The 11,736-nt window shown below is 63.1% G+C and carries 11 protein-coding genes; 4 read left to right on the forward strand and 7 right to left on the reverse strand.

The window, feature by feature from the left end:
- Positions 1 to 5: 5 nt before the first annotated feature.
- Positions 6 to 1,010, reverse strand: a complete 1,005-nt coding sequence (locus CO676_RS28570; protein ID WP_097523572.1) for an ABC transporter permease — start codon at positions 1,008 to 1,010, stop codon at positions 6 to 8.
- A complete protein-coding gene (gene ftsE, locus CO676_RS28575; RefSeq protein ID WP_231698945.1) occupies positions 1,003 to 1,626 on the reverse strand; it encodes a cell division ATP-binding protein FtsE in 624 nt (207 codons plus the stop codon). Before ftsE ends, CO676_RS28570 begins: the two co-directional genes overlap by 8 nt.
- A 500-nt stretch (positions 1,627 to 2,126) precedes the next feature.
- On the opposite strand from ftsE, the gene CO676_RS28580 reads away from it, so the two are divergent.
- The 3 genes from CO676_RS28580 (at position 2,127) to CO676_RS28590 (ending at position 4,119) form a co-directional block, all read left to right on the forward strand.
- Positions 2,127 to 2,780, forward strand: a complete 654-nt coding sequence (locus tag CO676_RS28580; RefSeq protein ID WP_097523573.1) for a hypothetical protein — start codon at positions 2,127 to 2,129, stop codon at positions 2,778 to 2,780.
- Between the two features lie 164 nt (positions 2,781 to 2,944).
- Positions 2,945 to 3,490, forward strand: coding sequence for a hypoxanthine phosphoribosyltransferase (hpt, locus tag CO676_RS28585; protein WP_014765706.1), 546 nt, complete (start codon positions 2,945 to 2,947; stop codon positions 3,488 to 3,490).
- Positions 3,491 to 3,759: 269 nt separating this feature from the next.
- Complete coding sequence (locus CO676_RS28590) at positions 3,760 to 4,119, forward strand: response regulator (RefSeq protein ID WP_014765705.1); 360 nt, start codon at positions 3,760 to 3,762, stop codon at positions 4,117 to 4,119.
- 31 nt (positions 4,120 to 4,150) lie between these two features.
- Here CO676_RS28590 and CO676_RS28595 read toward each other — a convergent pair whose 3' ends face one another.
- From CO676_RS28595 to argH, 4 genes are all read right to left on the reverse strand, one after another.
- Complete coding sequence (locus CO676_RS28595; protein WP_097523574.1) at positions 4,151 to 6,766, reverse strand: TIGR02302 family protein; 2,616 nt, start codon at positions 6,764 to 6,766, stop codon at positions 4,151 to 4,153.
- Positions 6,767 to 6,910: 144 nt separating this feature from the next.
- Positions 6,911 to 8,179 (reverse strand): diaminopimelate decarboxylase, encoded by a 1,269-nt coding sequence (lysA, locus tag CO676_RS28600; protein ID WP_097523575.1) that lies wholly within the window; start codon positions 8,177 to 8,179, stop codon positions 6,911 to 6,913.
- A gap of 14 nt (positions 8,180 to 8,193) precedes the next feature.
- Positions 8,194 to 8,388: a lipoprotein gene (locus CO676_RS28605; RefSeq protein WP_014765702.1), complete on the reverse strand. Its 195-nt coding sequence runs from the start codon at positions 8,386 to 8,388 to the stop codon at positions 8,194 to 8,196.
- 146 nt (positions 8,389 to 8,534) lie between these two features.
- Positions 8,535 to 9,938 (reverse strand): argininosuccinate lyase, encoded by a 1,404-nt coding sequence (argH, locus tag CO676_RS28610; protein ID WP_097523576.1) that lies wholly within the window; start codon positions 9,936 to 9,938, stop codon positions 8,535 to 8,537.
- Positions 9,939 to 9,964: 26 nt separating this feature from the next.
- On the opposite strand from argH, the gene CO676_RS28615 reads away from it, so the two are divergent.
- Complete coding sequence (locus tag CO676_RS28615; RefSeq protein ID WP_097523577.1) at positions 9,965 to 10,639, forward strand: TlpA family protein disulfide reductase; 675 nt, start codon at positions 9,965 to 9,967, stop codon at positions 10,637 to 10,639.
- A gap of 15 nt (positions 10,640 to 10,654) precedes the next feature.
- On the opposite strand, the gene CO676_RS28620 is transcribed toward CO676_RS28615, so the two are convergent.
- Positions 10,655 to 11,527 carry a 3-hydroxybutyryl-CoA dehydrogenase gene (locus CO676_RS28620; RefSeq protein ID WP_041415593.1) on the reverse strand — a complete coding sequence of 291 codons (873 nt, stop codon included), beginning with the start codon at positions 11,525 to 11,527 and terminating at the stop codon, positions 10,655 to 10,657.
- Positions 11,528 to 11,736 lie beyond the last annotated feature (209 nt).

Genomic DNA, 11,736 nt, shown 5'->3' on the forward strand with positions numbered 1-11,736 from the left:
GGCTCTCAACCTTGATAAGTGTCCGTCCGGCCAGGGTCCGACCGGATGAGGTCGATCTCGTAGATCGTCCGCGTCACGGTCAGCCGCGCCGTCAGCGTCGTCAGCAGGGCAATGACGATGATGATGGCGAAAATGCCCAGATAGCCGGTATAGCCGATGGCGAAAGTGCCGAAGAGGGCCGTCGCCTGATCCGTCTCCGGGGTTGCGAGCGTCCGAGATTGCCAGAAGCTGGCAATCGCGAAAGACAGCGCCGCAAGCAGCCCGCCGGCGCCGGCGCCCTTGAGGCTGATTCTGAGGAAGTGTTTCTGAAATTCTGACGCCACGAAGCTCGCCTCAGCGCCGACGAAATGCAGGACCTCGACGATATGGCGATTGCCGGACAGGGCGCCTCGCGTGGCGAAGACGACCGTCAGCACCATGGCCGAAAAAACAAGCGCCAGCACGCCGGTCCCGATCATCGTCGTGGTGTTCGCCATGGCGACCAGGCGGTCGACCCAGGTACGGTGATCGTCGAGGAAGGCTTCGGGGATCGTTTCCGTCAGAGCCTTGCGCATCGCGCCGAAGTCCGGCGGGTTGTTTTCGTCGATTGTTATCACGACGAGCCGCGGCACCGGCAATTCATCGAGGTCGAGGCCGCCGCCGAGCCACGGTTCAAGGAGCCGGGCCGTTGCGGCACGGTCGATGATGTTGCCGCCCGTCGTGCCGGGGAAGGTCAAGGCGAGATCGCGCGCGTCGGCAAGCGCTTTCTCCATGTCCAGATTCTCGTCCGGCTTGATTTGGATGGTGATCTCGCGAGAGATCTGCGATTGCCAGCTTTGCGCGGTCGCCCGCACCATGCTGACGCCGCCGAGCGTGAGACAGGCGAGGAAAGACATGATGGCAATGACGCACATCAGGGCATGGCCGGAGACATTGGTCGAGGGTACGATCGGCCCGGTCGGGCGCACGCGCATCTCGCTGCGGCGCTGCTGCGGCGGGTCTGGCTCGTGGCGGGGCTGGTGCTCATTCATAGATATCGAGCCGCCCCTGTGAAAGGATCATGCGCCGGGCCTCGACCTGGTCCATCAGCGACAGGTCGTGCGTGGCGATCACCACGGCGGTGCCGAGCCTGTTGAGTTCGAGAAAAAGGTTCAACAGCCGCCTCGCCATCGGCGGATCGACATTGCCGGTCGGTTCGTCGGCGAGCAGGATTTCCGGGCGGTCGATCAGCGCCCGGGCAATTGCGGCGCGCTGCTTTTCGCCGCCCGAAAGCACCGGCGGCAGCACATTGATGCGCTCGCCGAGGCCGACCCATTTGAGAAGTTCGAGCACGTCCGAGCGATAGCTCGTCTCCTCCTTGCCGCGCACCCTGAGCGGCAGGGCGACGTTCTCATAGGTCGTCAGATGGTCGAGAAGGCGAAAGTCCTGGAAGACTATGCCAACGCGGCGGCGCAGCATCGGAAATTCCTCGCGCGGGATAGAGGAGATGTTGCGGTCGAACATGCGAATCAGTCCGCGCGTCGGCTTGAGCGAAAGAAACAGCAGCCGCAGCAGCGTCGTCTTGCCGGCCCCGGAAGGGCCGGTGAGGAACTGAAAGGACCGGCGTGGAATGTCGAATGTCAGGTCCCGGAGAATTTCCGGTCCCATGCCATAGCGCAATCCGACGTTCTCAAAATGAATCAACGGGACAGCCCAATCTCTCGTCACGACCCTCAACAACCGCCGCAACCGGCCGTTCGCACATCCAGCGTTCGTACCGTCTCGCCGGGCGCACGAAGCGCGCTGCATCGTTTTGAACTGCGGTGCCGATTGAAGGACCATGCAGTAGGACAGCGCGCGTGCCAAGGCAAAACCGAGTGCGGAACCATGGTTAAGCGACGGTTAATGTCCCAGGAAAAGACGCCGCTTTCGCGGCTCTTTCCGAAACATTAACCATTCCGGTTTACGTTTCGTCAGGATTTGATGCAATGCCCTGTTTCTTGCAGGAGTATTGCCGCAGCGAGTGTGGCGCGCCTACTGCATGTTTCCTTGAATCGAAGCCGATAAAGGAAAAAAGATGCAGCGGCCAGAGGTGCTGCAGCGACCTTCGTGCATCTGCAATGAGGCACGGCGCTGTAGTGGGCGCGGCACTCCGATGGGAGAGCCCCATGCAGGCATTTCGCACGAGGACGGCCGGTATCGACCTCATTCCGCCTGAGCGCGTGCCGCGCTCGGACACCCCTGCGGCCCGGAAACTCGACTATATCGACGTCGAGTTCGAGACCGTGGTTCCTGGTCCACGACCCAGTCCCTATCCGGTCTTCAACGACAACCGGCGATCGGCCCCGCGGCCCGAGCCGCATCCGACGACGACCATTCGAAGCGGAGCCGCAGCCCGGTTGCTGGCGATCGCGCAGGCGCGACTGTGCGCAATGCCGGCGCGGCGCTTCGCCGGCCTCGCCGCCGGCCTTGGCTTGGCGGCCTTCCTGCTGATGGCAGGGCTCGGGGGTCAAAGCGAGGCGGACGCCCATCCGCTCGCGATCGACGGGGTCACCACCTCGCTCGGCTATACCGGCGGCATGCACGTGCTTTCCGTCTACGGGGCCATCGACAATCGCTCCGATCTCGAACAGCGTCTGCCGCCCGTGGTCGTCGAAGTCATGAGCAACGGACGGCCCGTGACGGCGACGCGCCTGATGCCCGAGGGCGCCGCCATCGCGCCCGGCGAAAGCCGCCGCTTCGTTACTCGCCTTCCCTATGCGGGTGGAAAAATGCCGGACGTCACCGTTTCCTTTGCGGAAAACAGTGTTTCGCCTCGCTGATTGTGCTAATCGGCGCTTGAAGGGAGGGCAGGCGTTCTTCCGACTGCAGGTTTCCTTAGATCGTAGCCGATTTAAAGATGAAAACATGCAGCAAATCAAAGTGCTACGGCGACCTATTGTGCGTCTCGAAAGACGCACGGCACTGTAGGAAAGGGAGACCCGCCATGCCCGTCGTTCGCGGCAAGAAAATCGAGATCCTCTACAGCCCCGAGGCGATCGCCGCTCGCAATCGAGACATGGCGGAAGAGATCATGCGCGGGCCGCACAAGGACCTCCTCGTCATCTCGATCCTCAAGGGCTCTTTCATTTTTGCGGCTGACCTGATCCGTGCGATGCACGGGGCGGGGCTTGCGCCGGAGGTCGAGTTCATCACGCTTTCGAGCTACGGCACCGGGACCGAATCCAAGGGCGTGAAGATCACCAAGGATATCGACAGCGACGTGCACGACCGAGACGTGCTCCTGATCGACGACATTCTCGAATCCGGACGGACGCTGCGCTTTGCCAAGGATCTGCTCTACGAGCGCGGCGCACGCAATGTCAGGGTCGCCGTGCTGCTCGACAAGCGCATGAAGCGCCGCATCGATCTGGAGGCGGACTATGTCGGCTTCGACTGCCCCGATCACTTTGTGGTCGGCTACGGCATGGACGTCGCCTATGCCTTCCGCGAACTACCCTTCGTCGGCGTGGTCACGGGCGACGCGGAATAGCGCTTCACCGTATCGCCATCCTCGGTTGCCGCGGCTACAGGATATCAACGGCTCCTTGCTCTTCATGGGCGAGCAATTGCGAATTCTCTACCTAGCAGCGCGGAATCCCGAAAATTGCAGTGATCGCGTTTACCGAAAGCAAACACAAAGCTGTTTGGTTGGAACGGTGTCACGGCCGCAGGCGGCGTGGGATACATATGTTCAACGACGTGGAGCGTCTTCTTGCGAATGACGCCGGCGCTCTGTGAGAGCGAACACGGGAGGCCATGATGGCGAAAATCCTGATTACCGAGGATGAGGATGCCTTGCGCTCATTTGTGGCGCGGGCGTTGCAGCTCGATGGACACGAAACAGTCGAGGCGGGGGATGGAGCCGACGGGCTCGCCCGGCTCAAGGACCAGCGCTTTGACCTGCTGCTATCCGATATCCGCATGCCGGTCATGGACGGCATCGAGCTTGTGCATCAGGCATCGGCCGCCTTTCCGCAGCTCAAGATTTTGCTGATGACCGGCTATGCCGAGCAGCGCGAGCGCGCCGATGATATTTCCGGCAAGGTCGTGGATGTGATCTCCAAGCCGTTTTCCCTGCCCGACATCCGCAAGGCGGTCGCGCACGCTTTGGCCGCCTGACGACGTCTTGAGGCTCTGCCCCTGCAGGGCCTCAGCGCATATCGAGCAGGCGCTCGAGATATTGCCGCTCCACTTCCGGCGACAGGTTGTCGCCGAGCTTGCGCCGGATCGCGTCGAGAATCTGCCGAGCGCGCTGTGTGTCGATCTCGTCCGGCACCTTCACCTGATTGCCGAAATCCGGTCCGGCGTTCTGCTGGCGACGACCGAGCGGGTCGCGCCCGTTCTGACCGTATTGAGGAACACCTTGTCCGGGGCCCGGCCCCTGTCCCTGGGCCTGCATCTGGTTCATCATGTCCTGAGCGCCTTCGCGCAACGCCTGCAGCGCCCGGCCCTGGCTGCCGACGGCCCGTTCGCCCTGACCCTCACCCAATGCGCCGGCGGCGTCGCCCATTTCGCGCTCAGCCTGGCCGAAGCCCTTGCCTGGCTTTATGCCCAGATCCTCGAGTCCCTTCTGCAACTCACCCAGTTGCTTGCCGAGCGCCTCCTGCTGCTGCCGGAGCTGTTTCAGGGCTTCCTTCAACTGCTCGGCGGTCATATCGTCGAGCGGGTTGGGCTGTCCGTTCGGATCGCTTTGCTGTCCGGGATCCTGAGGCATATCCTGGCCGAAGAGCTCATTGTCCTCGCCCTGGAGCGGATCGCCGCGCTGCATACGGTCGCGCAGGGCCTGGTCCAGCTTGAATGTTTCGTCCATCAGCTGCTGTTGCTGCTGCATCAGTTGGCCGAGCTTGTCCATCTGCTGGCGCATGGCATTGTTCTGCTCGCCGCCCTGCTGCATGCGGCCGGCCTGCAGATTGTTCATCATCCGCTGCAGTTCGGACAACAGCTGGCGCGCCTGGTCGCGCGCGCCGGAACGCGCCAGGTTCTCGATCTGGTCCATCATCTTTTCCAGATCCTGCTGGCGCAGCATATTGTTGAGGTCCGGATTGGCGGCCATCGCCGGATTCTTGGCGGCCTGCTCGGCGAGCGCACGCATATATTCCTGCATCGCCTGGCGCAGCTCCTGCATCAGCCTGGCGATCTCCTCGTCCGAGGCGTTGCGTTCAAGCGCATCGGAGAGCGCCTGCTGGGCATCGCGCAGCTGGCGCTCGGCGAGCGACAGGTCGCCGTCCTCGATGCCGAGCGCGATCTCCCAGAGATGCTCGGCCGCGTCGCGCAGCATGTCGTCGTTGCGCGCCAGTTCCATCCGCGTCCGGGCCGACTGGATCAACAAGAAATGCGTAAGGTTCGGGATCGTCTCCTCGGGGTAGAGCGTCAGCGCATCGTTGAGGTCGATGGCACGGGGCAGCTGGTTGGCGTCGAGCGCAAAGACCTGCCGCTGTTCGGCGACCGCGCCGGCAAGCGGTTCGAAGAAGCGCCGTGCCGGCAATACTATTTCCTCAGGCACGCTTAGGCCCTCCTGTCCGGCAGCATCGCGGGCGACGAGGGTGATCTGCACGCGCTTTCCAGAGAGCGGATGCTCGCTCAAGTTCCGGCTTGTCGTTCCCTTGGCTTCACGTGGATTGCGGCGCGGCAGGTCGAGGCGATATTCCGGTGGCGGATAAAGCGGCCGGGCATCGGCTGCGGGTTCGTCCACAGGTTTAATCTCCGCCCACGCCTGTGAAATGCCGTAGTCGTCATGGCCGAGAAAGCTGATCTCAAGCGACGCGTTCGCTGTCGGACGAGGCGCGCCATCGAAGGCGATGCCTGGGACGCTGTCGGGAATGATCTTGAAGTTCCAGCGCTGTCCGGAGACGGAGAGCGTCCCGTCCCGGGTGATTTTGAAGAGATGATTGCGCGCGCCATTCGGAGGCGCTCCGGCCGCTTCCGTTGCCGCCGGTTGCTGCGACGACGGCTTCCCGGCCGTGGCCGGGATGACCGTCGCCTGCGGGCTGCCCGTGTCGGCATAGCTGACCTGCGTATCCTGTCCGGCGCCTGTTATACGAACCGTCACATCGCTGAACTGAGGTATGGTGATTGAAGCCTGCCCCTCGACCGCCGCCATATCCTCTCGGCCGGTCAGGAAAATCGGTGCGCGACCGGTATAGGCCGGTGGCGTCACCCAGGCATCGATGCGGATATCGGGAGCGGTGACCTGACGCTCAGGCAGCCGAAACGCATCCGACATCAGTCCGGCGCGATTCGAGTAGGAATAGGCGAAGGCGACGCAGGCGAGCAGTATCGGCACCGCCCTCAGCGCAAGGGGATCGTGTCGTGCGACGTCGGGCCGCGGCAGGCCCGTGTCGAGGCCGTGGACGAGACGGGCCATTCGCGCCTGATGCTCGCGCCACAGCGCCGCACCGACGGCCCCCTCCGTTGCCGGGGCGTCGTCCTGGACGCGGATCGCCTGATGGGGCAGTTGATTGCGGTCTTCGAGCATCCTGTCGGCTTCGGTGATATCCGGCCAACGAACACGGGTGAGCGGCAGGAGCGTCAGGAAGAGCCCGGCCACGAAGGCGAGCAGAACCACGACATGCAGCCAGAACGGCGCAACACGGAATAAGCCGAGCCAGCCGGCGGAGAGGAAAAGGAGCACGAGCGAGGCGGGTGCAAGCGCCCGGGGCAGGAGCTGTTCGGCCAGCAGGATCAGGCGCGCCAGGAACCGCTTCGTCGCCAGCATCCTGACGAATGACCGCGGTTGTGGCGTTTCATCCTGCCGGAATTGCGTCATCCGCCCAAATTCCCTTTCCATTCCTTTTGACCGCCCCGGCGGTCAGCGGTCAGGATAACATCCTTTGTGGCGAAGGCGAGGGCGGATAGAAAAACAAACCGTGATTGCCCGACGACGCCACGTCGAACGTGGCCACAGCGGGGTTCAGTCGAGCCAATCCGGCACCGAGTCGAGGCCGATCAGAGCGTCATAATCCTTGCGCGGACGGATCACATGGAAACGATCGCCCCTGACGAGAACCTCGGGGACCAAGAGCCGGCTGTTGTAGGTGCCGGACTGGACCGCACCGTAGGCGCCCGCTGAGCCTATCGCGAAAAGATCGCCCGGCTTCGGCATCGCCATCTCCCGATCGAGCGCCAGATAGTCGCCCGTCTCGCAGACCGGGCCGACCACGTCGGCCTTGATGCGCGGCGCATTGGCGGCGGAAATCTTCACCGGCCTGATCTCGTGATAGGCCTCGTAGAGCGTCGGGCGGATCAGGTCGTTCATCGCCCCATCGACGATGACAAAGGTCTTTTCGCCGCCATCCTTCACATAGATCACTTCGGTGACGAGAATGCCGGCATTGCCGACGATCAGCCGCCCCGGTTCGGTGACGATCTTGCAGTCGAGGCCCTTGAGCTGATTCTTGACGATGTCGGCATAGGCATCGGGGAGCGGCGGCGGGTTGTTGTCTTCACGATAAGGGATGCCGAGGCCGCCGCCAATGTCGACGTGATCGATGACGTGGCCGTCGGAGCGCAGCGTATCGACCAGCTCGCGCAACAGCTTGAAGGCATCATCGAAAGGCTGCAGCTCGGTGATCTGGCTGCCGATATGCATGTCGATGCCGGTCACCTTGATGCCCGGGAGCGTCGCGGCGTGGGCATAGACGGCGCGCGCCCGCTCCCAGGAAATGCCGAACTTGTTTTCCTTCTTGCCGGTCGAAATCTTCGCGTGCGTGCGGGCGTCGACGTCCGGATTGATGCGGAAGGAGACATGCGCCTGCTTGCCGGCGCGCACGGCGCGCTGGTTGAGGATTTCCAGCTCCGGTTCCGATTCGACGTTGAAGCAATAGATGCCGGCCTCAAGCCCCAGATCCATTTCGCGTGGCGTCTTGCCGACGCCGGAAAACATGATCCGGTCTGCCGGGATGCCGGCGGCGAGCGCCCGGCGGAGTTCACCTTCCGAGACCACGTCGACACCCGCGCCGAGGCGGCCGAGCGTCTTCAGCACGGCCTGGTTGGAATTGGCCTTCACCGCATAGCAGACCATCGCATCGACGTCGGCAAAGGCTTGTGCGAAGACCCGGTAGTGTCGCTCGAGGGTCGCGGTCGAATAGCAATAGAACGGCGTGCCGACGGCGCGGGCGATATCCGTCACGGGCACGTCTTCGGCGTAGAGAATTCCGTCGCGATAGTCGAAATGATTCACGGGGTGTCGCTCGCTTAGAGAAGGGGGTCAAGCAGGAAGGGGCGGTCCTCGACCGTCTCCTTCGGTTCGGCGGTGCCGGCCGGCGCTTTCGTGTTGATCGCCGTGGTGGCGCCCGGCCGGTCGAGATCGCCCTTGCGCCCGCAGCCGGTAAGAACCAGCCCCGGAATCGCCAGCAGGAGCGCAAGCCGGGCCGCCTTCGTGAATGTCATCGTCATTTCCCTCGCCGAAGCTGAAGCCGATAGGTCAAGAGCGGCAGCGAAGCGAGCGCCTCGCATGTCTCGTCTGGTGCGATCTCTTATCGGTTTTTCAGCACCTTGTGCACCCTGTTTCTACGTTGCCCGGGTTCGCTCCGCGCTCAGTTGCGCGCCCGCCACCAGGCGATCTGCTTGCGCACTTCTGCCGGCGCGGTGCCGCCGAAGCTGGTGCGGCTTGCGACCGAGGCTTCGACGGTCAGCACGTCGAACACCTTGTCGGTAATGGCGGGGTTGATGGCCTTGAGTTCGGCAAGCGAAAGATCGGCAAGGTCACAACTTTTCTGTTCGGCGAGCGCCACGGCGCGACCGGTGACGTGGTGGGCGTCACGGAAGGGCAGGCCGGCCTCGCGCACAAGCCAGTCGGCAAGGTCCGTTGCGGTCGAATAGCCAGAACCAGCAGCGGCCTTCATCCGGTCGGCGCGTACCGTCATGTCGCGCACCATGCCGGTCATCGCCGCGACCGCCAATTCGAGGCTTTCGGCCGCGTCGAAAACCTGTTCCTTGTCCTCTTGCATGTCCTTGGAATAGGCGAGCGGCAGGCCCTTCATGACCGTCAGAAGCGCAATCAGCGAGCCGTTGATGCGGCCGGTCTTGGCGCGCACCAGTTCGGCGGCGTCGGGGTTCTTCTTCTGCGGCATGATCGAAGAGCCGGTCGAGAAGGCATCCGACAGGCGGATGAAGCCGAATTGCGGCGTCGACCAGATGACGATCTCTTCGGCGAGCCGCGACAGGTGCGTGGCGGCGATCGACGCGATCGACAGGAACTCGAGCGCGAAGTCGCGGTCGGAGACCGTATCGATCGAGTTGCGGGTCGGCTCGCGGAAACCGAGCGCCTTGGCGGTCATGTGCCGGTCGATCGGGAAGCCGGTGCCCGCAAGGGCTGCGGCGCCGATCGGGCTTTCGTCCATATGCTCGATCGCGTGCCTGACGCGCGAGCGGTCGCGGCCGAACATTTCGACATAGGCCATGCAATGATGGCCGAAGGTCACCGGTTGGGCCGTCTGCAGGTGCGTGAAGCCGGGCATCACCGTGTCGGCATGTTCTTCCGCCCGGTCGAGAAAGGCGGCGATCAGCGCCGTCAGGGCCCTTTCGGTCCTCTGCAGTTCTTCCTTCACCCACAGGCGGAAATCGAGTGCCACCTGGTCGTTGCGGGAGCGTGCCGTATGGAGGCGACCGGCGGCGGGGCCGATCAGCGTCGCCAGCCGTGCCTCGACATTCATGTGAATGTCTTCGAGGCGGCGAGAGAATTCGAAGGCGCCGCTTTCGATCTCTGACAGGATCGTGTCGAGGCCGTGAACGATCTTGTCTTTGTCTTCGGCGGAAATGATGCCCTGATGCGCCAGCATGGTGGCATGCGCTATTGAGCCGCGGATATCCTGGGCATAGAGCTTCTTGTCGAAGCCGATCGAGGCATTTATCTCCTCCATGATAGCGTCCGGGCCCGAGGCGAAGCGTCCGCCCCACATCTGGTTGGAGGATTTCGTCTCGGAACTGCCGTCAGCCATCGGGATGCCCGCCTTTGGAGAATGAAATGCAAGACCAGAAGAAACGTCCTCCGGCCGTGAAGATGCTCGCGCTCGCCGCCCTTTTTGGCGTGATCGCCGGTGCGGCTGCGGTATACGTGAAGGAGACCGGGTCTGGCAATGGCGGGACAGTGCCGACGGCTGACGCAAGTTGCCCGCGCGCCGGTGAAAAAGTGGCAGCGCTGACGCCGCTGATGCGCGGCCAGGTGGCCGCCATGACGCCGGCCGCCAATCCGCGTCCGATCGGCGGACTCGACTTCGTCGGCCCGGATGGAAAGCCGCTTACCCTAGCCGCCTTTGCCGGCAAGACGCTGCTCGTCAATCTCTGGGCGACCTGGTGCCTGCCGTGCCGGGAGGAGATGCCGGCGCTCAACGCGCTGCAGGCGGCGCTTGGCGGCGATCGCTTCGAGGTCGTCGCCATCAATATCGACACGGGCGACGACGAAAAGCCGAAGGCTTTCCTGGACGAAATCGCCGTCCGTCAACTCCGCTACTATCGCGACGCCTCGATGGGCGTCTTCAATGCGATGAAGAAGGAGGGTCTTGCCTTCGGGCTGCCCGCCACTCTGCTCATGGACGAGAAGGGCTGCCTGATCGGCTCGATGAACGGGCCTGCCGTGTGGGACAGTGAGGACGCGAAACGGCTGATCGAGGCGGCGCTTGCGCCGCCTGCGGGAAGTTGAAGGGACTCGTCCCCCTCAGCGCGTCGGGACCGGAACGTCGCCGCGATAGTCGTAGAAGCCGCGACCGGACTTGCGGCCGAGCCAGCCGGCTTCGACATATTTCACCAGCAGCGGGCAGGGGCGGTATTTTGAGTCCGCCAAGCCGTCATGCAGCACCTGCATGATCGACAGACAGGTGTCGAGCCCGATAAAGTCGGCGAGCTGCAGCGGACCCATCGGATGGTTGGCACCGAGCTTCATCGCCGTATCGATGGCATCGACCGTGCCCACGCCCTCGTAGAGTGTATAGATCGCCTCGTTGATCATTGGTAGCAGGATGCGGTTGACGATGAAAGCGGGGAAATCCTCGGCGACCGTGACGGTCTTGTCGAGATGGGCGACGAATTCCTTTGCAGTCCGGAAGGTCTCTTCGTCGGTGGCGATGCCGCGCACGAGTTCCACCAGCTTCATGACCGGAACCGGGTTCATGAAGTGGATGCCCATGAAGCGTTCGGGGCGGTCGGTTGCCGAGGCGAGCCGGGTGATCGACAGCGACGAGGTGTTGGTCGCAAGAAGCGCGTCTGGCTTCATGATCGGACAAACCAGGCCGTAGATCTTGCGCTTGACGGTTTCGTCCTCCGTGACGGCCTCGATGACGAGGTCCGCCTGCGAAAGGTCGTTGATGTCCGTCGAGCCCTTCATCAGCGACAGGGCCTTCTTGCGGTCCTCATCGCTCATCTTGCCGGAGGAAACCTGGCGGGCGAGGTTCCCATTGATGGTCGCCAGCCCTGCCTCGATGCGGTCCGCAGCAATATCGTAGAGCTGCACCTTGTAACCGGCGGCTGCTGAAACATGGGCAATGCCGCAGCCCATTTGCCCCGCGCCAATAATTCCGATTGTCTTGATCATCGAAGCGAACATCCACTTTGAGAAATCTCGAGCAGCGGCGCTGCCGAAAATGCAAAAAAACCGGGCCGATGGGACGGCCCGGTACGATTGTTAATGCCAAGCCGGCAGATTTTCCAGCCTTTTTCGTGCCGGGTGCCAGCCCACTTAGAGCGCCTTTTCGAGCTCCGGCAGGACGTCGAAGAGATCGGCGACGAGGCCGTAGTCGGCGA

The organism is Sinorhizobium sp. BJ1 (assembly GCF_002531555.1).
In the GTDB taxonomy this organism is placed as follows: Bacteria; Pseudomonadota; Alphaproteobacteria; order Rhizobiales; family Rhizobiaceae; genus Sinorhizobium; species Sinorhizobium fredii_B.

What these genes read in the sequence shown, in the direction of transcription:
- CO676_RS28605 (WP_014765702.1), bottom strand. Translation starts at nt 8,388, where the DNA reads ATGACATTCACGAAGGCGGCCCGGCTTGCGCTCCTGCTGGCGATTCCG.
- CO676_RS28620 (WP_041415593.1), bottom strand. Translation starts at nt 11,527, where the DNA reads ATGATCAAGACAATCGGAATTATTGGCGCGGGGCAAATGGGCTGCGGC.
- CO676_RS28615 (WP_097523577.1), top strand. Translation starts at nt 9,965, where the DNA reads ATGCAAGACCAGAAGAAACGTCCTCCGGCCGTGAAGATGCTCGCGCTC.
- CO676_RS28590 (WP_014765705.1), top strand. Translation starts at nt 3,760, where the DNA reads ATGGCGAAAATCCTGATTACCGAGGATGAGGATGCCTTGCGCTCATTT.
- CO676_RS28570 (WP_097523572.1), bottom strand. Translation starts at nt 1,010, where the DNA reads ATGAATGAGCACCAGCCCCGCCACGAGCCAGACCCGCCGCAGCAGCGC.
- ftsE (WP_231698945.1), bottom strand. Translation starts at nt 1,626, where the DNA reads ATGGGACCGGAAATTCTCCGGGACCTGACATTCGACATTCCACGCCGG.
- hpt (WP_014765706.1), top strand. Translation starts at nt 2,945, where the DNA reads ATGCCCGTCGTTCGCGGCAAGAAAATCGAGATCCTCTACAGCCCCGAG.
- CO676_RS28580 (WP_097523573.1), top strand. Translation starts at nt 2,127, where the DNA reads ATGCAGGCATTTCGCACGAGGACGGCCGGTATCGACCTCATTCCGCCT.
- CO676_RS28595 (WP_097523574.1), bottom strand. Translation starts at nt 6,766, where the DNA reads ATGACGCAATTCCGGCAGGATGAAACGCCACAACCGCGGTCATTCGTC.
- argH (WP_097523576.1), bottom strand. Translation starts at nt 9,938, where the DNA reads ATGGCTGACGGCAGTTCCGAGACGAAATCCTCCAACCAGATGTGGGGC.